The following is a 19745-nucleotide window of genomic DNA, read 5'->3' as shown; positions in this document are numbered from 1 at the left end:
GCGAATTGCGATCAGACCCCGAAGGTCAGCACCACCGCGCCGACGGTGACGGCGAGTTCGAGCGCCGCCCCGAGCACATCCCCGTTCAGCCCGCCGAACCGGCGAACGCAATGGCGCACCAGCACCATCGACACCACGAGCGCCACGGTGACGGCAATCGGCCCCCACCACCACTCGCCGGCAGCGAAAATCGCCGCTCCCAAGGCGATTCCACCCCACCACACCCGCACCCCCACCCCTTGGCTGTCCGCCACCAACGCCCCGAACCCCGCCCCCGGAGCCGCCCGCACCCCCCGCCCGCAGGCCAGCACCACCGCGATCCGCCCCACCGCGACGGCCAGCACCACCGCCGGCCACTGCCCGTCCCCCGCCAGCGCCGCAAACGAAACAGCCTGAATCCCAATGCAGAACACCAGCGCCGCCACCCCGAACGGCCCCACCCCACCACTCTTCATGATCTCCCGAGCCCGCTCCGGCGGCCCATAACTTCCCAGCCCATCGAAAGTGTCCGCCAACCCGTCGATATGCATCCCCCGCGTGATCAACGCCAGCCCCGCCACAGCAAGGAACCCGGCCAGCAACCACGAACCCCCCAGCGCCCCAACAACCCACATGACCCCCGCGGCCCCCGCTCCGAGCAGCACGCCCACCACAGGCGCCCACCCGATAGCCCGCCCCGCCGCCGCCCGGTCAATCTCCTCCGGTCCCCGGACAGGCAAAACCGTCAACCACGAAACCGCCAACCGCAGCCCATTCATGCACGCCCCCAACCACTCCCGGGTCCGGCCAGGGGCTCGGATCGCCCTGGCCGGGCCCCGGGTGCGAGGTGCCTCGGGCCAATGGTCAGCGGTGCGGTGTCAGACACCAGCGTCTTCGGTGGCGGCGGTGCTCACTCCCGCTTCGGCGAAGGTCGCCATCTCGGCGAGGGCGGAGACCGCGGCGCGGAGGATCGGGAGTGCGGTGAGGGCGCCGGAGCCTTCGCCGAGGCGCATCTGCATGTCCAGCAGGGGTTCCAACTGGAGGCGGTCCAAGGCGATCTTGTGGGACGGCTCGCTGGAGAGATGGCCCGCGACCCACCAGGCGCGCGCGCCGGGCGATAGGCGGTCGGCCACCAGGGCGGCGGCGGTCACCACCACACCGTCGAGGATCACCGGGGTACGGCGGGCGGCGGCACGAGCCAGGAAGCCCGCCATGGCGGCGATATCAGCGCCGGATGCGGTGCGCAGCAAGGCAACCGGGTCGTACACCAGGGGCCGAGCACGCCACATGGCGTCGCGGATGGCAGCCGTCTTGCGGATCCAACCGGCGTCGTCCACGCCGGTGCCACGGCCCACGGCGACAACCGGTTCGGTGTCGGTAATGGCGGCGATCAGCACCGTCGCCGGCGTGGTGTTGCCGATGCCCATATCCCCGGCAATGAGAAGGTCTGCGCCGGAATCGATTTCCTCATCCGAGATAGCAGCTCCCGCCGCAAGCGCGGCCTGCACCTCGTCCTCGGTGAGCGCGTCCTCGCGATCAATGGATCCGCAGGCCCGCCGCACCTTGTACTTCGAGATCTCCGGTGCCGTATCCCCGTCCACCGCAAGGTCTTCCACCCGCACGGTGGCATCCGCCAACCGCGCCAGCACATTCACGGCCGCCCCTCCGTTCAAGAAGTTGGCAACCATCTGTGCAGTCACCTCACTGGGATACGCCGACACCCCATGCCGCGCCACCCCGTGATCCCCCGCGAACACCACCACCCGAGCCCGCTCGAACTGCCTAGGCGGACACACCCCCTGACAGGCGGCCACCCAATTCCCCAACGCCTCCAACCGCCCCAACGCCCCAGCAGGCTTCGTCAACTGCAACTGCCGCTCCTGCGCGGCCCCCCGCACCCCGGCATCCGGCCCACCCACCGGCCCGAACTCCACCTTCTCCAAAGCCTTCTTCGAAAACTCCAGCGCACCACCGCCATTGCCCCCACCACCCGATGCCGCAGCGCCAACAGCAGCACCCGCAGTGGCAGACGCGGCATCAACAGTCCTGCCGCCCGAACCGGCCACCGCACCGCCGGCAGCCGACGTCGCGTGTACGTCTGTGGCGGGTGTCGCGGTCCCAGCCCACGAGTCGCCGGACTGGGAGGCCGAGGCGGCGATGCCCCCGGCGACGGCCGCATTGGAGAGGGCGGCGGCCGAGGCGGTGGCGTGGTCCGGCTTCACCTGGATCGCTTGGCCGGCGACGATCAGGTAGACCTCGTCGCACACCTGCGCGAGGCGCTGGTTGAGGGTGCCGAGTTCGTCGCGGAAGAGGCGGCCGGACTGGGTGGCCGGGATGACGCCGAGGCCGGTTTCCGGGCTGACGATGACCAGGCGGTGCTGGTAGCCGGCGACGGCGTCGACGAGGGCGTCGAAGTCGGGGGCCAGGGTGCCGCGGGGGGATTCCCAGGCGGCGTGGGCGTCCATGCGGGCGGTCAGCCAGGTGCCGAGGTCGTCGATCAGGGTGGCGGGGGCCGGGGCGGACAGGGCCGCGACCGGGTCGCCTTCGACGACGGTCCAGGTCGCGGGCCGCCGGGCCCGGTGCGCCGCAATGCGTTCGGCGAAATCGGTGTCGGCCGGGTCGGGAACCGCGGTGGCGACGTATCGCACCGTCTCGGCGGCGAGCAACTGTTCCGCGTAGGCCGATTTCCCGGAGCGGGCCCCGCCGAGCACCAGCGTCCGCAGTGGCCGATCGGTTGTCTGAGCAGTGTGCGACACGCCAGAACGGTATCAACCGCGCCCGTCGCCCCGCCGCCTAGGCACGGCCTCCCGCTACTGGTTCTGCACCGCGAGCCGCCCGGCCAGCGCCAGGAACGACGCGCCGAACACCCGCCGCACCCAATTCACCACCGCGGGCCGCGAGATGACGTGGTTGCGCACGGCCGCCGCACACACCCCGTACACCGCGAACACGACGAACGTGGCCAGCCCGAACAGCGCGCTCAACTCCAGCATCCGCATGGTGGCATTGGTCGACCCGGTGGGCACGAACTGCGGCAGGAAGGCGAAGAAGAAGATCGTCAGCTTCGGATTCAGCACGTTCAGCAGCACGGCCGACAGGATCACCCGCCCGGCCGACGGCGCCGCCCCCGCACTCTCCTCCGGCACCGCGAGAGCCCCCTTGTCCCGCAATGTCATCCACGCCATATACACCAGATACGCGACACCCAGATACTTCAACGTCTGAAACGCGACCGCACTCGCGTTCAACAGCGCCGCCAACCCGGTAATCGCCGCCACCATATGCGGCACCACCCCGAGCGTGCACCCGAACGCCGCCACCACACTGGCCCGCACCCCCCGCGACAACCCCGCAGCCAGCGTGAACAGCACCCCCGTGCCCGGCGTCGCCACAATGACGAGCGTCGTCAGCAGAAACTCAATGCTCATCTCCCACACGCTAACCGGCCGAAGCCCCCGGCAACACCCTCGATTTCACCGGCTGGCGCCAAGCCCATCGACCGTCCCGCTCCTGCGAACGCGCCGATACGAATCTGATCATGCGATCACCGGGAACTGGTGGCGGCATCGCGCGAGAAGGCGCCGCCACCAGTTCCCGGTCGATGTCGTTTCAGACTGCGGTCGTGGGGATCGCGTGCTCGGGGCCGGCGCGCGCGGTCGATCAGAGGGCGGGGGTTGGCACGCGCGCGCCGAATCTGCGGCGGTATTCGACCGGGGCGATTCCTACCAGGCGCTGGAAGTGGTGGCGCAGCAGGGCTCCGGAGCCGAAACCGCAGCGGTGGGCCAGGGATTCCAGGTCGATGTCGGTGTCTTCGAGGAGGTGCTTGGCGAGCAGGATGCGCTGGCCGGTCAGCCATTTCACGGGGGTGGTGCCGGTTTCGGCGGCGAAGCGGCGGGCGAAGGTGCGGGTGGACATGGCCGTGCGGGCGGCGAGTGATTCGACCGTGTGCGGGAGTTCGAGGTTTTCGCCCATCCAGTGCAGGGTTTCGCTGAGGCTGTCGGAGCTGCATTCGACGACGGGGCGCTCGATGAACTGCCGCTGGCCGCCGTCGCGTTGCGGGGGCACCACCATGCGGCGGGCGATGCCATTGGCGGCGGCGCTGCCGAGTTCGCGCCGCACCAGGTGCAGGCAGGCGTCGATGCCGGCGGCGGTGCCGGCGCTGGTGATGAGGTTGCCCTCGTCGACGAACAGCACATCCGGATCGACGGTGGCCAGCGGATACCGTTGCGCCAGTTGCTCGACATAGCGCCAGTGCGTGGTGCACTTGCGCCCGTCCAGCAGCCCGGCTTCACCGGCGAGGAAGGCCCCGGAGCACACGGTGAGCACCGTCGCCCCGCGCTGCGACGCATCCCGCACGGCGTCGATGACGCGATCGTCGAATGTCTTGTCCCCGGCGAACGGAAATGCCGGGATCGCCACCAGATCCGCGTCCCGCAGCTCTTCCAAACCGTATTCCGGGGTGAGCGTGATCCCGGGAGATGTGCTGTTCAGCGGCTTTCCCGGCTCGGCCCCGCACACCCGGAAGTCGAAACCGGGCAGTCCGTCCCGGGTCCGGTCCAGACCGAAAACCTCACAGACGACGCCGAACTCGAACATGGCGAGGCGGTCGTTCAACACGACGGCGACCTTCGACAACATAGGTCTCACCATACCTGGCTGAATCTTTGCGATCAATGTCAGAACAGCCACTGTTGGCAGGAACTGTTCTAGAGAAAACTTACTGCCATGCAAGGCATTACCGCAATCGTCACCGCCGGGACATTCATGAGCGCCCTCGGCTATCTCACCTACGCCACCATGGCCTGGGGCACAACCGAATCCAATGAAGGCGAGGCCTGATCATGACCACCATCACCGCCCCCGCGTCCCTCGTACGCGGCAGCACCGAGAACAACACCACCGCAGAGACCGAAACCACCACCGTGTTCACCCGATTCGTCGCCCTGCTGGCCGCGGCCGGACGGGCCATCCCCTTCCATCACGACAGCATCCGCTGGAACCTGGCCGGATCCACCAACGTCTTCGACCGCGATTACGACCGCGCCACCGGAGAACTGCGCGCCATCGCCTCGATGCGCTCGAGCACCGAAGAACTCGACTACCTGTTCGGCAAGCGCGGCTGAGCATGATCCGCCGCACACCCAAACAGCTTGACCTGAACCGTTGTTGAGGATTCAAGATCGTTTCATGAGCACAGCGAGCACCCAGGCGCCGACCGTCGTGGACACCACCGTGGACCACGACGACGACATCCGCGCCATCGAGCAGATCATCACCAATGTCGAAACCGCCTACAACACCAACGACGCCGAGCTCATGACCGCCGACTTCACCGCCAACGCCGCGGTGGTCAACGCCATGGGCACCCTGATGGTCGGCCGCGAAGCCCTGCTCGCGGCCAACCAAGCCGGCCTCGCAGGCTTCCTGAAGGACGAATACGCCCGCTACGACGTCCTGGACATCACCTTCCTGCGCCCCGACGTGGCCATCGCCCACAAGGTCGCCCGCGCCACGACCCCCGACGGCGACCTCATCGACCAGGACCCGGCCATGATCGCCCTCTACGTCCTCACCAAGCAGGACGGCCGCTGGTGGACCGCCGCCCGCCAGAACACCCTCATCCCGCAGAAGTAGCGCAAGGCGTCGCCGGACGACCGGCGAATGTTCGATGCGCTCCCGCGCCCAGCCACAGCCCCGAACGCGATGATGGCCCGCAGCTAGATGCTGCGGGCCATCGCACGTTTTCCAGGGCGGCGCCCCCGGAAGGAGCCGCGATCCAAATTAAACGCTGTCGCCCGGGCTGACGCGCGGCTTCGGGGCGCGCATGCGGCGGACCTGCGAGGCGCGGACGAAGGCGTACCAGCCGAGCGAGAAGCTCGAATCGGTGGCGTCCGGGAAGCGTTCGCGGACGCGGTTGTTCACGATGCGGCCGAGGATGATGCCCTCGATGATCATGAACAGCATCATGATCAGCATGCCGAGGGTGACGATGGCCTGCAACGCGGGCGTCAGGATCATGCTGACGATGAGCACCAGCGCGAGCGGCATGAACAGCCCGAGCAGGTTGCGGCGCGCGTCCACGATGTCGCGCACGTAACCCTTCACCGGCCCCTTGTCGCGCGGCAGCAGGTACTGCTCCTCGCCGGCGAGCATGCGCGCCCGGCGATCCTGCACATCGGCGCGGCGCTGGGCCGAGGCGGCCTTGCGCTCCTCCTTGCTCCCGCGCAGCGCCTTGCGACGCGCCCGGGCCTCCTTGGAGGTTTTCGGCGCGGGCGCGATCGGCCCGCGACGGCGGCCTTCGGCCTCGCGGCGCTTCGGGGTCGGACGCCCCTTTCCGGCGGTGACCGGCCGCTCCGCGACCGTCGCCGCACCACCGGAATCGGCGGTGGAGGTGTCGGAGGTGGGGGTGGACTCGCCACGGCGCAGGAACTTCACGCCGACCAGGCTATTCGATGACACGTCCGCCTGAAAAACCTGGTCCGTCCGATTGTTGTCCGCGCTACTCCCCGGCGACCCCCAATCCCTGCCCCTGGCGGCGCAAACGCCGCCGCGTAGGATTGGGAATAGCCACGAGCGAAGTGGCGTTGACAGCCAGCGAGCCGTGCGTCTCTCACGGGTTGACTATTGGTCCTTTAGGAGAGTTCATGACTGTGCAGAACGAGACCACCACTCACGGTGTGACTCTGACCGACGCTGCCGCCTCGAAGGCGAAGGCGCTGCTGGATCAGGAAGGCCGTGACGACCTGGCCCTGCGCATCGCCGTGCAGCCGGGTGGCTGCGCCGGCCTGCGCTACCAGCTCTTCTTCGACGACCGCAACCTCGATGGTGACCTGACCGTCGAATTCGGCGGCGTCAAGCTCATTGTCGACCGCATGTCCGCCCCCTACGTGCAGGGCGCGTCGATCGACTTCGTCGACACCATCGAGAAGCAGGGTTTCACCATCGACAACCCGAACGCCACCGGCTCCTGCGCCTGCGGCGACAGCTTCAACTGAGATAGCGCCACCAGCGCGGAACATCCCTTGCGGAGGTTCCGCGCTGTTGTGTGCCCGGGCCCGACTCTCGGGCGCGCTGCCACCGAACGCCTCGGAAACGGGTGACGGCGTCGTCGACAGAGTGGGGTTCATCTCGTCTCGGACAGTGTATTTTTTAGGTGCGATCTCTGCCCATAACGGGCACTGCGGTCGCATCTCCCCCGTCCACCGGCCCCGCGTCTGCCGTTCCGCATACAGGTGTGTGCAGCGCACGTCATCGAAGGATCGACGCTCGTGACCATCGCCGTGTCCGCTTCCATTGCGACCGACCACCTGATGCGCTTCCCCGGCAAGTTCTCCGATGCGCTGCTGGCTGATCAGCTGCAGCACGTCTCGCTCAGTTTCCTCGTCGACGACCTGGTCATCCGGCGCGGCGGCGTGGCGGGCAATATCGCCTACGCCATGGGCCTGCTCGGCCGGCGCCCGCTGCTGGTCGGCGCGGTCGGCCCCGATTTCGGCGAATACCGCAGCTGGCTGGAGGACAACGGCGTCGACTGCTCGGCGGTGCGGGTCTCCACCACCGCGCACACCGCGCGGTTCGTGTGCACGACCGATGAGACCATGGCGCAGATCGCCTCCTTCTACCCCGGCGCCATGAGCGAGGCGCGCGATATCTCCATCGGCGACCTGGCGCAGGGACGCGACCTGTCGCTGGTCCTGGTCGGCGCGAACGATCCGGACGCCATGGTGCTGCACACCGAGCAGAGCCGCGCCGCGGGCATCCCCTTCGCCGCCGACCCCTCCCAGCAGCTGGCGCGCCTGGACAGCGAGCAGGCGCTCTCACTCATCGACGGCGCCGCCTACCTGTTCACCAATGAGTACGAATGGGGCCTGCTGCTGCAGAAGACCGGCCTCACCGAGGCGGAAATCGGTGAGCGCGTCGGCATTCGCGTCACCACCCTGGGCGCCAAGGGCGCCAAGATCGTCGACCGCGACGGCACCGAACTGCACGTCGACGTCGTCCCCGACACCGCCAAGGTCGACCCCACCGGCGTCGGCGACGGCTTCCGCGCCGGCTTCCTCACCGGCCACACCGCCGGCCTGTCCCTGGAACGCTCCGCCCAGCTCGGTTCGCTCATCGCCGTCCTCATCCTGGAAACCGTCGGCACCCAGGAATGGACCCTCGACCACGACGTCGCCCTCAAACGCCTGCGCGCCGCCTACGGCCCCGAAGCAGCGGCCGAAATCGAGTCGATCCTGCGCGCCTGAGCCGATTCCATTGCCCCACAGCTGAATCAGCCCCGCACCGGCCCGGTCATGCCGCGCCGGTTCGGCTGGAACAACCTGCAAATCCGCGTCGCGCTGAGCAGTACCCAGCGCGACGCGGCCTTGTACGCAACGCCTCGTTTGCGCAGCCCTGTACGCAACGCCTCGTCTGCGCGGCCTTGTACACAACGCCTCGTCTGCGCGGCCTTGCCGCGCAGGCGCCCGCTGGCGGTGCGTGCGATGGGGTCGAGCAGGCGGGCGAGAGCCGCGGAGTGGCGACGCACCGGTGGCGATGCCCCACGCCGAGCACCGGGTCAGCGGGGCCGCCGAGATTTCGCCCGCTGGGCATCTGACCTGCAATCTTCTCGCCGAAAGTTGTCGATTCGGCGCGCTGATTTCGTAACCTGGCCGACTTTTTCGTCCGTCACACTGACCGCGTGATCAACGGTCGGAACCTCGTGCCGCCAGGGTGATCACTGCGGTCCCGGACCGCGCTTTGTATGACAGCTCGTTTCGAAGGACCTGATGATGGTGGTACGAGTCGGCCTCGTCGACTTGATCTCGATGTCGCCGGACAGCATGACGCGGCGGGTGTTCCTGGCCGCGGTCGCGGGCTCGGAAGCCCGCACCGATCCCCCGACCGGCCTCGTATCCGGCATGGAGACAACAGCTTTCGCCATCCCTGAGGTGAAGGCTCTCGCCGGCCCCGAGATGAGGGCTGTCGCCGACCCCCAGGCGAGGGTTCTCGCCAACCCCGAGGCAGCTCTTTACGCCGAACCCGAGGTGGCGGTCCGCACCGACCCCGAGGCGTCGGCGCGGGCCGACGCGTCGGTCCTCGCCGCCGTCGAAGCGACGGTCTTCGGGATCGATCCGGCGGGCCCCCTCGACGCCGTCGATTGGCAGGCTCTGGCCGCCATGGACGCCCTGATCATCAGTGGCAGTGAACCACTCGGCACGACCATCGGCACCGAACCGAGTGTGCGCATCGTCGCCCGCATCCTCCAGGAGTGCTCGGCCGCGACCTCATTGCTCTTCTCCTGTCAGTCCGCCCACGCGGCACTGCATCTCCTGTACGGCTTGGAGCGCCGTCGCCTTCCCCACCGTCGCCACGGGCTCTTCGCGCACGCGGTGGAATCCGGCCGCGTCGGCGCGCGGGCCGTCACCGAGCCGCCACTGACCCTGGCCGACAGTGTTCTCGCTGACAGCGAAACGGTGCACCCGCTCAACGCATTCGACCCCACCGATGCGGGCGCACGCCTCACCGCGGGCATGTCCGGGCCGATCCTGGTCCCTCATTCCCGCTGGAACGAAATGACTTCCGCAGACCTCCGCAGCGCGGGCGTCCCCATCCTGCTGGACTCCCCCGAGGCCCAGTGGAACCTGGCGACCTCTCCCGACGGTCTCCGCCACGTCTTCCTCCAGGGCCACCCGGAGTACTTCGCCGACACCATGGCCCGCGAATACCGCCGCGACCTCCGCCGCTGGCTCGCCGACCCCACCCGCCCCTTCCCGCAGATCCCCGTCGGCTACTTCCCCGCCGCCACCCACGCCCGGCTGGTCCGGCACGCCGAACTCGTTCGCACCCAACGCGACCCGGCCCTCCTCGACAACTTCCCCCTGCCATCCAGCTACGCCGACGCCGCCCAGGACTGGTCCGCCCATTCCCGCCAGTTCTTCGCCAACTGGCTCCAGGCAATCCACGAGCAGCGCAACCCCGACGAGCTCCTAGCCGCCTGATCGCCCGTCGTACACATCTGAAACAGCGCCGACCGGGAACTGGTGGCGGTGGCCTCTCGGCCGATGCCGCCACCAGTTCCCGGTGATCACTCGTCCAGTCCAAGAGCGCGGGCGTCACGGCCCTGCACGCGTTTCGCATGGATCCGAGTGTGGTGTAGTGGCCAATGCGCAATAGGCTGTGCACCATGGCCTCGGACCGTTTGTATTTCCGCCAGTTGCTCTCCGGCCGCGACTGGGCCGTCGGCGATCCCATCGCCACGCAGATGCGCAACTTCGCCTACCTGATCGGCGATCGCGAAAACGGCGAATGCGTGGTCGTGGACCCGGCCTACGAGGCCGCCCAACTCGTCGACCTCGCCGAAGCCGACGGCATGCGCCTGACCGGCGTCCTGGCCACCCACCACCACCCCGACCACGTCGGCGGCACCATGCTCGGCTTCACCCTCCGCGGCGTCAAGGAACTCCTCGAGAAAACCGACGTGGCAGTCCACGTCAACGCCGAGGAACTCCCCTGGGTAGCCAACGTCACCGGCATCGCCCCCAGCGAACTGACCGGCCACTCCCACGGCGACAAGGTCGCAGTCGGCACCTTCGAAATAGAACTCCTCCACACCCCCGGCCACACCCCCGGCTCCCAGTGCTTCCTATTCGAAAACCGCCTGATCGCAGGCGACACCCTCTTCGTAGACGGCTGCGGCCGCACCGACTTCCCCGGCGGCGACTCCGACGCCATGTTCCGCAGCCTCCGCTACCTGGCCGACCTGAAGGGCGACCCCGTCGTCTACCCCGGCCACTGGTACTCCGATGAACCCAGCGCCACCCTCTCCCACATCCGCGACCACAACTACGTCATGCGCCCCCAAACCCTCGACCAATGGCGCATGTTCATGCCGAGCTGAGCCTTCACCGATCGTAGGCGCCGACCAACGGCAGCCTGCTCCTCGGACGTGGACGGATGGGCACCCCTCGCCCTCGATGCGAGCTCGCCCGTTCAAACGGACCCTTCACCAGTGTGCGATGGCGGCTGGGCTCGCGCGGCTCGCTCCCCATGGCCAGGCGGCTCGCTCGCCCGCGGATCGAGCCGCCCCACTCCCTTAATGCGATACGCCCGCCCCGAATTCATTCGGGGCGGGCGCTTTTTCGCTGTTTCGTCGCTCAGGCGAGGGTGCGCATCCAGTTGTGGGTGTCGGCGAAGGTGCCGCGTTGGATGCCGGTGAGGGTTTCGCGGAGGGCCATGGTGACTTCGCCGGGTTCGCCGCCGCCGATGGTGAATTCGCCTTCGGCGGAGTTGACGGAGCCGACCGGGATGACGACGGCGGCGGTGCCGCAGCCGAAAACCTCGGTGATTTCACCGGATTCGACGCCCTTGCGCCACTCTTCGACGGAGATCTTGCGCTCTTCGACGGGGTAGCCGGCGTCGGCGGCGAGGGTGATCAAAGAGTCGCGGGTGATGCCGGGGAGGAGGGAGCCCGATAGTTCGGGGGTGACCAGGCGGGCGTCGGAGCCGCTGCCGAAGACGAAGAACAGGTTGTTGGTGCCCATTTCCTCGACGTAGGCGTGGTCGCAGGCGTCGAGCCAGACGACCTGGTCGCAACCCTTTTCGGCGGCTTGCTGCTGGGCGAGGAGGGAGGCGGCGTAGTTGCCGGCCACCTTGGCTTCGCCGGTGCCGCCGGGGGCTGCGCGGACGTATTCGGTGGAGAGCCAGACGCGGACGGGCTTGAGGCCGCCGGAGAAGTAGGCGCCGGCGGGGGAACCGAGCAGCAGGTACTTGTAGGCGTTGGCGGGCTTCACGCCGAGGCCGGACTCGGTGGAGAACATGAACGGGCGCAGGTAGAGCGATTCCTCGCCGCCGGCCTGCGGGACCCAGTCCGCGTCCGCCTCGAGCAGCTGGCGGATGGATTCGATGAACAGCTCGTCCGGGAGCTCGGCCATGGCCATGCGGGCGGCCGAGCGGCGGAAGCGGGCGGCGTTGGCGTCGACGCGGAAGGTGGCGATGCTGCCGTCGGCTTGGCGATAGGCCTTGAGACCCTCGAAGATGGCCTGGCCGTAGTGGAAGACCATGGTCGCGGGGTCCATGGACAGCGGGCCGTACGGCTCGACGCGCGGGTTGATCCACTCGCCGTCGATGTAGTCGATCGACACCATGTGATCGGTGAAGAACCGCCCGAACCCGGGCTCCGCGAGAATCTCCTGCCGCCGGTCCACGGGGACGGGTGCGGGGTGCGGGGTGCGCATGAACTGGGCGGCAACTGTCATGTTCGGGAGTCTAATTCGCCCGGCTCGACACGCCCTTGCCGCCCACCCCACTTTCGCGGGGTGATTCGCACATCGGTGCGGTTTTCTGGCAGGAGAGACCAGGAAACCCGGGCAGCCCGCTCCCGGATATCGCAACCTGCCTGGCAGGCGGCCAGACGGGCGAAGAAGGCGAACCGGATGGCCGCCGATCAGGTGTGCGGGCGGGCCGCTGGTCGCAGGCCACTCACGATCGCCGGCAGGGCAGGCCGCCGGTCGCAGGCCACTCATGCTCGCCAGCGCAGCTGACCGAGGGCGACTGGTCGTGCGCGGCTCATACCCGGCTCGGTAGCCAGCGTTTCTCATAGCCGAGGCGGCGAGCCAGATCGGCCAGTCGGCCGAGCACCATGCGCTGCAGCGGGGCAGGGATGCCGGCGAGGTAACCATCCTGGTAGTCCCACAGCAGCGCGAGGGCGAGCGGATTGCGCGGTGTACCTCCGCGGGTAGTGCGACCGGCGGCGTCGAGGGCCTGCCAGAGCTGGAACATCTCCCAGTGCCGCAGCGGCGGGCGGATTTCGTGATCGATGACGGTGTCGGGCAATTCGCTCGCGAACCGGTGCACCGTGCCCGCTGGCGCGAAATGCGAATCACCTTCCTCGGCAACGATTTCCGACCCATCGATCCGGAATCGCAGCCGCCCTTGCCGCACCGTCCACCGCTCAGTCAGCACCGGATGCCAGTGCGGTCCGGCCTGCCGGCCGGGTTCGGGCAGGAGGTGCCGCAACCGCAGATACGGCCCGCGGTCATCGGAGCCCCGCTCGACCAGCGTCACCTGATGACCATTGCGGAAGGTGAGAGTTTCCATATCCCAGATATAAAGGTAACCTTCATATCGTGTCAACAGCCGATCCCAGCCTTCTGAAACTGCTCGTGCAGGTGACCCACGCGTTCGAGCAGGAGCTGAACCGCGAGCTACGCGGGGAGCTCGACGAGAGTCTCCGACCAGCCCACTACGCGGTATTCCGGCACCTGGACCCCAACGGGTCGCGCGTCACGGCACTGGCCGAATCCGCCGGCATGACTCAGCAGTCCATGGGCGAGTTGGTGACTCACCTGGAGAAATGCGGTTACGTCGAACGCCGCGTCGACGCGGAGGATCGGCGCGCCCGACTGGTGATCGCCACTGAATCCGGGCGCGCGGCACTGGCTTTCGCCGGTCGGCGCATCACGGCCATCGAGGACGGTTTGCGAGCGGAACTGGGCGAGGACGGGGTTGCGGAATTGCGGCGCTTGCTCAGCAGGTCGCAGCTCGCGCTCGCGCAACGGATTGCAGATACGGCCTGAGCGGACACCAACAGCCCACCGCAGGCGGTAAACCGCCATTCGGGGCCGATTAGTGTCCGCTCAGACCGGTTTTCAGCCAACCACGTGAACGCCAGTCGAACCGTCAGGCCGTGCGCGCCTCCACGAACGGCGGCCGCACGACCTCGCAACGCAGGCGACGACCGCGCACATCGACCTCCACCTCGTCACCGGGCGCGATCCCGGAAGCGGTATCGATCAGCGCCAGTGCGATACCGATCTTGAGCGTGGGCGAGAAAGTCCCGGAAGTGGTTTCACCAACCTGCTCGTCCCCCCGCAGCACGGCCTGCCCCTGCCGCAACACGCCGCGATCCTTGGCCTTCAGCCCGAGCAGCAGCCGCCGCGGCCCCTCCGCCTTCTCCTTCTCCAGCGCATCCTTCCCCCAGAACTCCGCCTTCTTCCAACCGACCGCCCACCCACAGCGCGCCTGCACCGGCGAAATATCCACGGACAGTTCATGTCCGTGCAGCGGATACCCCATCTCGGTGCGCAGCGTATCGCGCGCCCCCAGCCCCGCCGGCTGCCCACCGGCCGCCTGCACCTGCGTCACCAGCGCCCGGAACACAGCCTCCGCATCCTCCCACCGCGGCAGCAACTCATACCCGTGCTCACCCGTATACCCGGTGCGGCACACCCGAACCGGCCGCCCCTCCCACTCGGCATCGGCGTAAGCCATGTACTCCATATCCGTCGGCAACCCCAGCGCCGCAAGCACTTCCGCCGACTTCGGCCCCTGCACCGCGAACACCGCATAACTCCGATGCTCGTCGGTGACGGTCACCCCCTCCGGCGCCACCTTCTGCAGCTCCGCCACCACGGTCGCGGTATTCGCCGCATTCGGCACCAGGAAGACCTCGTCATCGCTCACGTAGTAGGCGATCAAATCATCGATCACCCCACCCTCGGGCGTGCAGCACAACGTGTACTGCGCCTTCCCCGGCCGAATCCGATTCAAATCATTGGTCAACGCCGAGTTCACGAACTCCGCCGCACCGACCCCCTTCACGGTGGCCTTGCCGAGGTGACTCACATCGAACACACCCACCGTGGTCCGCACGGCCGTGTGCTCACCCACCGTCCCCGCATAGGAAACAGGCATCTCCCACCCACCGAAAGGGGCGAAGGTAGCACCGAGCTCGACATGGACAGCGTGGATAGGGCCTTGCAGCAGCTTCTCGTCGGTCACCCCAGGGAGCTTATCGGTCGCCCCGGTTGCGCGTGATTCGCCCGACCGGATTCGACAGCCCGAACCAAGCGGAACCTTCACGACCTGACCTGCGTCGATAGTGATGGCAGACAGCTATCAAGGCCGTGATCTGCGATAGAGTCTGCGGAAAGTTAGCTGACCGCACATCCGGGGAGGGAGATTCCACGATGTACGTCGATATCGAACTCCTGCACCGGCTGGAAAAAGCATGGCTGGAGACCTCCCGCGAGATCAAGACCGTGCCCAGGGAAGGCATCGCCGACTTGGAAGGCGAAATGCCAGGGTCGCTGTCCGAGGCGGCTCTGCGCGATATGGGCACCGACGTCTACGAGGCGTATCTGGAAGTCGCCTATCACTTCGACAGCCTCGGAAGGCTGACACGCGGCGCCAACTACACCTATCAGGTCACCGACCAGCGATGGGCCGAACAGCTGGCCAAAATGGGGCGGCGATGACGTACACGGTCAGCGCGGTACGCCGCTGGCGCCCGGAATCGCTGTCGGATCGCGCCGCGATCCTCGCCAAAGGCGCCGACCACATGGTGCAGACCCTGGACGCGGCCTGGCGCGAAGCCGACCAGATCGCCGCGGGCGGCTGGACCGGCGCGGCCGGAACCCAGGCGTATCAGCGAATCGAACGCGAGCACCGGATGGGCATGCGCATCGTGGGCGCGGTTCGGGACCTGGCGAATGCACTCGAGAGCGCGGCAGGCCAGCTGCGGTCCGTGCGCGATCACGCGATCGGCGCAGTCGATACAGCGATCGGCGACGGCTTCACTGTCGGCGACGACTGGCAGGTCGGACCAATCCCGGACGGCAAGGACGAGGAACGACGCAACTATCACATCGCGCAGATCTCCGGCGCGCTCCGGCAGTTGACCGATGTGGACCGAGCGGTGTCCGTCTTGCTGGACGCCAAGACCGACGAGATCCGCGCGTTGAAAGACGATGCGGCCTCGGGGCGCGAGTACACACCACCATCCACCACAGCACAGATGTCCGCCGCCGAAGTCCAAGCGTTGATCAATGACCCGCGATTCCGGGAATGGGTCGAGCATCATCCCGATGCCGCCAAGACGCTGCTCGACAGCGCCGTAGATCCCGGCAAGCTCGATCCGACCAAGAAGTTCTACAAGACGTTCCTCCAGCATTACTGGCAACGAGAGGCGTTGGAGCAGGCCGGAATCGACCCGGCCACATGGCGGCCGGAATTGGGCGCGGAGGCCAACAAGGACACCATCGTCAAGGTCTATCAGTACTATGGCCGCCTGTTCCTGGACCACCCCGAGCTCCAATGGGCCGGCATGGCGAACATGATCGGCCCATCGTTCGCGGGTGGGTTCTTCGATCTTGATATACTGAAAGACGCTGCTCGCGAGGCGAATTGGCCGACTCCGGGCGAGAATCCGCTCGGTCATCTCACCGCCGAGGAGATCCGCTTCTACGAAACCACTCTGCTCGGGATGCAGAAGAACATCTTCAACGATCAGGCTGCCATGCACGAGGCCTACCTCACGGGCGGCATGGCCGAAATCGAACGGATGTCGGACGCCGGATTACTGGATCCCCGTGCGGAGAAGGCTTGGCAGAATATTCACGACGGATACGTCCGAGACGATTCGGCGCTGATCGCGCTGGGCAACAAGGATCTGCTGTGGCGTGAACAGTGGCAGATCATCGCCGATGACTACGACGTAATGCGTGAACGCCCGAATACCGGCGGATTCGTAACCTGGGGCATGACGACCGTCGGTGCTCCGTCGATACCCGGAGCCCACACGTTCCCCGATGAGTTTCCCCGGACGATCGACCTGCCCGGCCCGATCCCTGGGGAAGTCGTGACCCCATTCCCGGACGGAAACATCTCCTACCGCGACCAGAGATGGGCGCTGATCGAGCAGGACACCCTTCCGGCATACCAGCGACTGCTGACCGAGGATCCGGCTCGAGCGCGCGAAATCATCGCCTCCGACTTCGGGACTCGGATGGACGACCAGCGACTGGCGAACCGATGGGACGAAATCTTGACCCACTTCAATTGGCATTGGGGATACCGCCCATGACCTTTTCCGCCACCCTCACCCGCTCGATAGCCGCTGTGGCGATGCTTTTCCTCACCGCCACTGCGTGTTCCACCCCTTCCAGCAAGGAGGAGCCGATGCCGCCGAGCTCGGAGTTCTCACAACTGACCGATGCCGGGGTCGCACAGATCAAGAGAACCCGTCACGCACGATTCGACTTGCGCAACCATGAACTCACCAAGGCAGCAGTCGGTCTCGAAGGCCAGGACCGCGGTCCGATCATCGGCGGCGCCGACCAGCCCATGATCAGCCTCGAACTCCTGGGTCCGGATCAAGCCGAGACAGTTGAGACGAGCACGATCATGTTCCTCTCTCCGAGCGCCGACAAACCCTACGCCGGCATCGTCTACTGGCGATCGTTCGAAACTCCGCAGGAGTGCCTGGCGGAATTGCGCGACGACATCACTCGTTGGGGGCTCAGTGCCAAGGGCGTCGACATGTGGGAGGAAAACAGCCAAGGCGAGTCCGATTATCAGCAGGTCGTATCCATGGGTGTCGGTCGAAGCGGTCTCGTCATCAGCGTCGAGGCATACCTGAAGCGCGGGAAGCCTCTGCTGAAATACGACATCTACTTGGAGCCCGAGTACTACACACCCGAGGTCCAGCAAACCATCCGAGCAACCGGCTTCTCGAAGTAGCAAGGCCGACAACGCGATGCCCGAGCCAACGTGGGCCAGCTTCGAACCGATGCCTCCGTGCACCGAGAAGCCCTCGAAGACAGCACGATTCACGGATGAGCAGCGATTCTGGGTCGCATCGACGTGGAGTGTCCCGGAGCTGTTGCTCCTGGAAACGCTCGTCTTCTGGAGAATCGCGGCATCGATCGGCGTGGATGAACACTGGCTGCCACTTCGTCCGTTCGTGCTTACTGCGGCAATCAGTGCGGCGTTGGCAGCGGTCCTACTCTGGCGAACCAGCGGAACGTGGCGCGCCCTGGCTTGGGCAATGGCCGCGACCAGCGGAGTGTGGACTGCGGGCGTCATGTTCTATCTGCTCGCACTCGGCGGCGTCGGGATCACATGGTGATGCCCACCGAAGGTGAGATGAGCCGGCTCGGGCGAGGGCCCTGGTTCGGACGGCAATCGTTCACGTGGGCAGCCGTCGGCGGATTCGTGAACGTGGTCGTACCGATCACGCTCCATCTGTTCTTCTTGTTCTTCGTGTTCCTCGGCCCGTTCCTGTATGCGGTCGAACTCCTTGTCGTGGTCGTCCTTTGGGCAATTGGCGGGCGAGCACGTCAAGCAGGAACCGGCATCGCTATCTCGATTGCCGGGGCGCTGGCAACCCTCGTCACGGTCGGCGTTCTGGTATCAACCGTCGGTCGCTAGATGTAGTCGGGCGCAGCAACGAGGGCTGCTGCGGGCTGAGCCGTCGCTGTTCGGTCGAGGTACGCGAGGAAGCGCTGTTCATCGAGTATTTCGATCCGCTGGCCCCGGGTTCGGAGTTCGGCGGCGCGACGGGCCTTGGTGGTGGTGAAGGCGGTGGGATCCTGGCCGGTGAAGCCGTCACCGACTACCAGGCATGTGGTACGGCGGGTGACGTTTTTCGCAGGGGTAGCACCGTGAGATGCAATGACGTTCCAGGCTTCCTGGCGAGTAAGGGAGGCGAGTTCGCCTGTGAAGACAACAGTTTGGTTGTAGAGCGGGTGAGTCGGGTCCGAACCGGTGACCTCGGGGGCGATCAATTCCTCACGGGGGAAGAAGGATCGGCGTGGGCGGCGGTTCGGCCGGTATGCGCGGTAGGGCCGGTCTACACCTGATTGCTCGAGCTCGGCCAGGGAATTCACCCCGGCTCGGGCTGCGAGAGCCAGCACGATGTCGGCGGCCGCGGCAGCGTCAGCGGCGGCGTTGTGGTGGGCGATCAACTCGATGCCAAGGGCGTCTGCGACGTTCGGAAGACGATAGCTCTCGAGGTCGAGATGCCGCCGCGAGATATACAAGCTGCAGCTGAATTCCCAGGCGGGTACTTCGATTCCGCTGTGGGTGCACGCTTCTCGGATGGCACCGCTGTCGAATCCCGCATTGTGTGCGACCAGCGGGAGGCCAGCGACCACACTCCGGATCTCCGGCCAGCGCTGCGCGAAGCCGGGTTCGTCCGCGACCGCGGCAGAGGAAATGCCGTGTATGCGAACATTGCGGCGCGCAAAGAAGTCCACAGCTGCGGGTGGGCGACACAGCCAGGAATGAGTCTCCAAGCGCACGCCCTCACGAACCACCGTGACACCGACTGCGCAAATGCTGCCGCGGGCGGAGTTCGCGGTCTCGACATCAATGGCGGCGAACGACAGGCCCGCCATGGTCACCGAACCGTCAGAGGCAGGGGGCGTGCGACGAGACCGCCGTGGTCGACAAGGAAGGGCCGCGCAAGACGCAAGGATTCAAGGGAGGACCAAGCGTCGGCCAAATCCGCAATGCCACGCGCCAAGAGCAGTGCCGGGCGAACTTCGTCGTCAACGTCGTGTATCGGCTGCCTCGCGTCGGACGGGTGCACAAACTCCGGCCATTGCGGGCGAATCAGCTTGTTCGCGACCGTGGACTGGTGAGCGGTGAACAACTCGTCGATCTCGGCAACCTCAGCTTGCAGAGTGCGCACGGTCGCGTCGACATCGACGATGCCCGAGGCCGAGATCCCCTCCGGCACTGTGGTTTCACCATCGCAGCGCACAATCCGATGCCCGGTGATGAGCGTGGTGATCGCCTCCGATTCGTCACGTTCGAGCACCCACGCGCCGGACAACCGCGAAAGGCCCATAGCCTGTCCGACATTCACATGCCAGACGACAAGGCGGCCGCCGACCTCGTTCAGCACGACCACCAGTGAGAGAACAGTCGCTGCGGGGGTGCTCATCAAGCTCCGTTCGATAGCGGACGGTGTGCAACGAGCAACGGTAGACCATCGCACCGACAGA

General features: G+C 66.8%; 21 protein-coding genes. 11 read left to right on the top strand and 10 right to left on the bottom strand.

The features are described 5' to 3' along the window. Positions 1–11 precede the first annotated feature (11 nt). From ACFVIV_RS36455 to ACFVIV_RS36440, 4 genes are all read right to left on the bottom strand, one after another. Complete coding sequence (locus ACFVIV_RS36455; protein WP_379204457.1) at positions 12–758, bottom strand: adenosylcobinamide-GDP ribazoletransferase; 747 nt, start codon at positions 756–758, stop codon at positions 12–14. 99 nt (positions 759–857) lie between these two features. Further along, on the bottom strand, positions 858–2735 hold the full coding sequence (gene cobT, locus ACFVIV_RS36450) for a nicotinate-nucleotide--dimethylbenzimidazole phosphoribosyltransferase (protein WP_379204455.1): 1878 nt from the start codon (positions 2733–2735) through the stop codon (positions 858–860). 54 nt (positions 2736–2789) lie between these two features. Next, positions 2790–3407: a LysE family translocator gene (locus ACFVIV_RS36445; protein ID WP_379204453.1), complete on the bottom strand. Its 618-nt coding sequence runs from the start codon at positions 3405–3407 to the stop codon at positions 2790–2792. A gap of 232 nt (positions 3408–3639) precedes the next feature. Then, positions 3640–4617 (bottom strand): helix-turn-helix domain-containing protein, encoded by a 978-nt coding sequence (locus tag ACFVIV_RS36440; protein ID WP_379204451.1) that lies wholly within the window; start codon positions 4615–4617, stop codon positions 3640–3642. 203 nt (positions 4618–4820) lie between these two features. On the opposite strand from ACFVIV_RS36440, the gene ACFVIV_RS36435 reads away from it, so the two are divergent. Together ACFVIV_RS36435 and ACFVIV_RS36430 are read left to right on the top strand one after the other, a co-directional pair. Then, entirely contained in the window at positions 4821–5102 is a 282-nt protein-coding gene (locus tag ACFVIV_RS36435) for a hypothetical protein (protein WP_379204449.1), read from the top strand. A gap of 64 nt (positions 5103–5166) precedes the next feature. Further along, the gene (locus tag ACFVIV_RS36430) at positions 5167–5613 is read left to right on the top strand and encodes an SgcJ/EcaC family oxidoreductase (RefSeq protein WP_379204447.1); all 447 of its coding nucleotides are present in this window, start codon (positions 5167–5169) and stop codon (positions 5611–5613) included. A 147-nt stretch (positions 5614–5760) separates the two neighbouring features. Here the strand turns inward: ACFVIV_RS36430 and ACFVIV_RS36425 are convergent, their stop codons facing one another. Then, positions 5761–6414: a DUF3043 domain-containing protein gene (locus tag ACFVIV_RS36425; protein ID WP_379204481.1), complete on the bottom strand. Its 654-nt coding sequence runs from the start codon at positions 6412–6414 to the stop codon at positions 5761–5763. A gap of 209 nt (positions 6415–6623) precedes the next feature. On the opposite strand from ACFVIV_RS36425, the gene erpA reads away from it, so the two are divergent. From erpA to ACFVIV_RS36405, 4 genes are all read left to right on the top strand, one after another. Beyond that, a complete protein-coding gene (erpA, locus tag ACFVIV_RS36420) occupies positions 6624–6974 on the top strand; it encodes an iron-sulfur cluster insertion protein ErpA (RefSeq protein WP_379204445.1) in 351 nt (116 codons plus the stop codon). 273 nt (positions 6975–7247) lie between these two features. Next, the gene (locus ACFVIV_RS36415) at positions 7248–8222 is read left to right on the top strand and encodes a carbohydrate kinase family protein (RefSeq protein ID WP_379204443.1); all 975 of its coding nucleotides are present in this window, start codon (positions 7248–7250) and stop codon (positions 8220–8222) included. Positions 8223–8744: 522 nt separating this feature from the next. Then, positions 8745–9956, top strand: a complete 1212-nt coding sequence (locus tag ACFVIV_RS36410; protein WP_379204441.1) for a homoserine O-succinyltransferase — start codon at positions 8745–8747, stop codon at positions 9954–9956. Between the two features lie 185 nt (positions 9957–10141). After that, on the top strand, positions 10142–10855 hold the full coding sequence (locus tag ACFVIV_RS36405) for an MBL fold metallo-hydrolase (RefSeq protein ID WP_379204440.1): 714 nt from the start codon (positions 10142–10144) through the stop codon (positions 10853–10855). 256 nt (positions 10856–11111) lie between these two features. On the opposite strand, the gene ACFVIV_RS36400 is transcribed toward ACFVIV_RS36405, so the two are convergent. Further along, positions 11112–12212, bottom strand: a complete 1101-nt coding sequence (locus ACFVIV_RS36400; protein ID WP_379204438.1) for a branched-chain amino acid aminotransferase — start codon at positions 12210–12212, stop codon at positions 11112–11114. Between the two features lie 310 nt (positions 12213–12522). Continuing rightward, a complete protein-coding gene (locus ACFVIV_RS36395) occupies positions 12523–13053 on the bottom strand; it encodes a cupin domain-containing protein (protein ID WP_379204436.1) in 531 nt (176 codons plus the stop codon). Between the two features lie 29 nt (positions 13054–13082). Between ACFVIV_RS36395 and ACFVIV_RS36390 the strand changes: the two genes are divergently transcribed. Next, positions 13083–13532 carry a MarR family winged helix-turn-helix transcriptional regulator gene (locus ACFVIV_RS36390; RefSeq protein WP_379204434.1) on the top strand — a complete coding sequence of 150 codons (450 nt, stop codon included), beginning with the start codon at positions 13083–13085 and terminating at the stop codon, positions 13530–13532. A gap of 103 nt (positions 13533–13635) precedes the next feature. Here ACFVIV_RS36390 and gcvT read toward each other — a convergent pair whose 3' ends face one another. Next, a complete protein-coding gene (gcvT, locus tag ACFVIV_RS36385; RefSeq protein ID WP_379204433.1) occupies positions 13636–14736 on the bottom strand; it encodes a glycine cleavage system aminomethyltransferase GcvT in 1101 nt (366 codons plus the stop codon). A 188-nt stretch (positions 14737–14924) separates the two neighbouring features. Here gcvT and ACFVIV_RS36380 point away from each other — a divergent pair, with 188 nt between their 5' ends. The 4 genes from ACFVIV_RS36380 (at position 14925) to ACFVIV_RS36365 (ending at position 18165) form a co-directional block, all read left to right on the top strand. Next, positions 14925–15212 carry a hypothetical protein gene (locus tag ACFVIV_RS36380; protein ID WP_379204431.1) on the top strand — a complete coding sequence of 96 codons (288 nt, stop codon included), beginning with the start codon at positions 14925–14927 and terminating at the stop codon, positions 15210–15212. A 194-nt stretch (positions 15213–15406) separates the two neighbouring features. Then, a complete protein-coding gene (locus tag ACFVIV_RS36375) occupies positions 15407–16819 on the top strand; it encodes a hypothetical protein (protein WP_379204429.1) in 1413 nt (470 codons plus the stop codon). After that, positions 16816–17475, top strand: coding sequence for a hypothetical protein (locus tag ACFVIV_RS36370; protein WP_379204427.1), 660 nt, complete (start codon positions 16816–16818; stop codon positions 17473–17475). The genes ACFVIV_RS36375 and ACFVIV_RS36370 overlap by 4 nt, the downstream gene beginning before the upstream one ends. Positions 17476–17862: 387 nt before the next feature. After that, a complete protein-coding gene (locus ACFVIV_RS36365; protein WP_379204425.1) occupies positions 17863–18165 on the top strand; it encodes a hypothetical protein in 303 nt (100 codons plus the stop codon). Here ACFVIV_RS36365 and ACFVIV_RS36360 read toward each other — a convergent pair. Continuing rightward, positions 18162–19133, bottom strand: coding sequence for an exonuclease domain-containing protein (locus tag ACFVIV_RS36360; protein WP_379204423.1), 972 nt, complete (start codon positions 19131–19133; stop codon positions 18162–18164). The genes ACFVIV_RS36365 and ACFVIV_RS36360 overlap by 4 nt on opposite strands. A 2-nt stretch (positions 19134–19135) precedes the next feature. After that, positions 19136–19684, bottom strand: a complete 549-nt coding sequence (locus tag ACFVIV_RS36355) for a hypothetical protein (protein WP_379204422.1) — start codon at positions 19682–19684, stop codon at positions 19136–19138. Positions 19685–19745: the final 61 nt, after the last annotated feature.

Origin of the sequence: Nocardia sp. NPDC127526, assembly GCF_042672265.1 — a bacterium.
In the GTDB taxonomy this organism is placed as follows: Bacteria; Actinomycetota; Actinomycetes; order Mycobacteriales; family Mycobacteriaceae; genus Nocardia.
The sequence above is the reverse complement of the archived record's forward strand: the minus strand, read 5'-3'. Positions and strand labels throughout refer to the sequence as shown.

Bases quoted from the DNA above. Each gene is read 5' to 3' on its own strand.
- ACFVIV_RS36455 (WP_379204457.1), bottom strand. From the start codon at position 758: ATGAATGGGCTGCGGTTGGCGGTTTCGTGGTTGACGGTTTTGCCTGTC.
- ACFVIV_RS36445 (WP_379204453.1), bottom strand. From the start codon at position 3,407: ATGAGCATTGAGTTTCTGCTGACGACGCTCGTCATTGTGGCGACGCCG.
- ACFVIV_RS36440 (WP_379204451.1), bottom strand. From the start codon at position 4,617: ATGTTGTCGAAGGTCGCCGTCGTGTTGAACGACCGCCTCGCCATGTTC.
- ACFVIV_RS36435 (WP_379204449.1), top strand. From the start codon at position 4,821: ATGACCACCATCACCGCCCCCGCGTCCCTCGTACGCGGCAGCACCGAG.
- ACFVIV_RS36430 (WP_379204447.1), top strand. From the start codon at position 5,167: ATGAGCACAGCGAGCACCCAGGCGCCGACCGTCGTGGACACCACCGTG.
- erpA (WP_379204445.1), top strand. From the start codon at position 6,624: ATGACTGTGCAGAACGAGACCACCACTCACGGTGTGACTCTGACCGAC.
- ACFVIV_RS36410 (WP_379204441.1), top strand. From the start codon at position 8,745: ATGATGGTGGTACGAGTCGGCCTCGTCGACTTGATCTCGATGTCGCCG.
- ACFVIV_RS36405 (WP_379204440.1), top strand. From the start codon at position 10,142: ATGGCCTCGGACCGTTTGTATTTCCGCCAGTTGCTCTCCGGCCGCGAC.
- ACFVIV_RS36400 (WP_379204438.1), bottom strand. From the start codon at position 12,212: ATGACAGTTGCCGCCCAGTTCATGCGCACCCCGCACCCCGCACCCGTC.
- ACFVIV_RS36395 (WP_379204436.1), bottom strand. From the start codon at position 13,053: ATGGAAACTCTCACCTTCCGCAATGGTCATCAGGTGACGCTGGTCGAG.
- ACFVIV_RS36380 (WP_379204431.1), top strand. From the start codon at position 14,925: ATGTACGTCGATATCGAACTCCTGCACCGGCTGGAAAAAGCATGGCTG.
- ACFVIV_RS36375 (WP_379204429.1), top strand. From the start codon at position 15,407: ATGGGCATGCGCATCGTGGGCGCGGTTCGGGACCTGGCGAATGCACTC.
- ACFVIV_RS36370 (WP_379204427.1), top strand. From the start codon at position 16,816: ATGACCTTTTCCGCCACCCTCACCCGCTCGATAGCCGCTGTGGCGATG.
- ACFVIV_RS36365 (WP_379204425.1), top strand. From the start codon at position 17,863: ATGCCCACCGAAGGTGAGATGAGCCGGCTCGGGCGAGGGCCCTGGTTC.
- ACFVIV_RS36360 (WP_379204423.1), bottom strand. From the start codon at position 19,133: ATGGCGGGCCTGTCGTTCGCCGCCATTGATGTCGAGACCGCGAACTCC.
- ACFVIV_RS36355 (WP_379204422.1), bottom strand. From the start codon at position 19,684: ATGAGCACCCCCGCAGCGACTGTTCTCTCACTGGTGGTCGTGCTGAAC.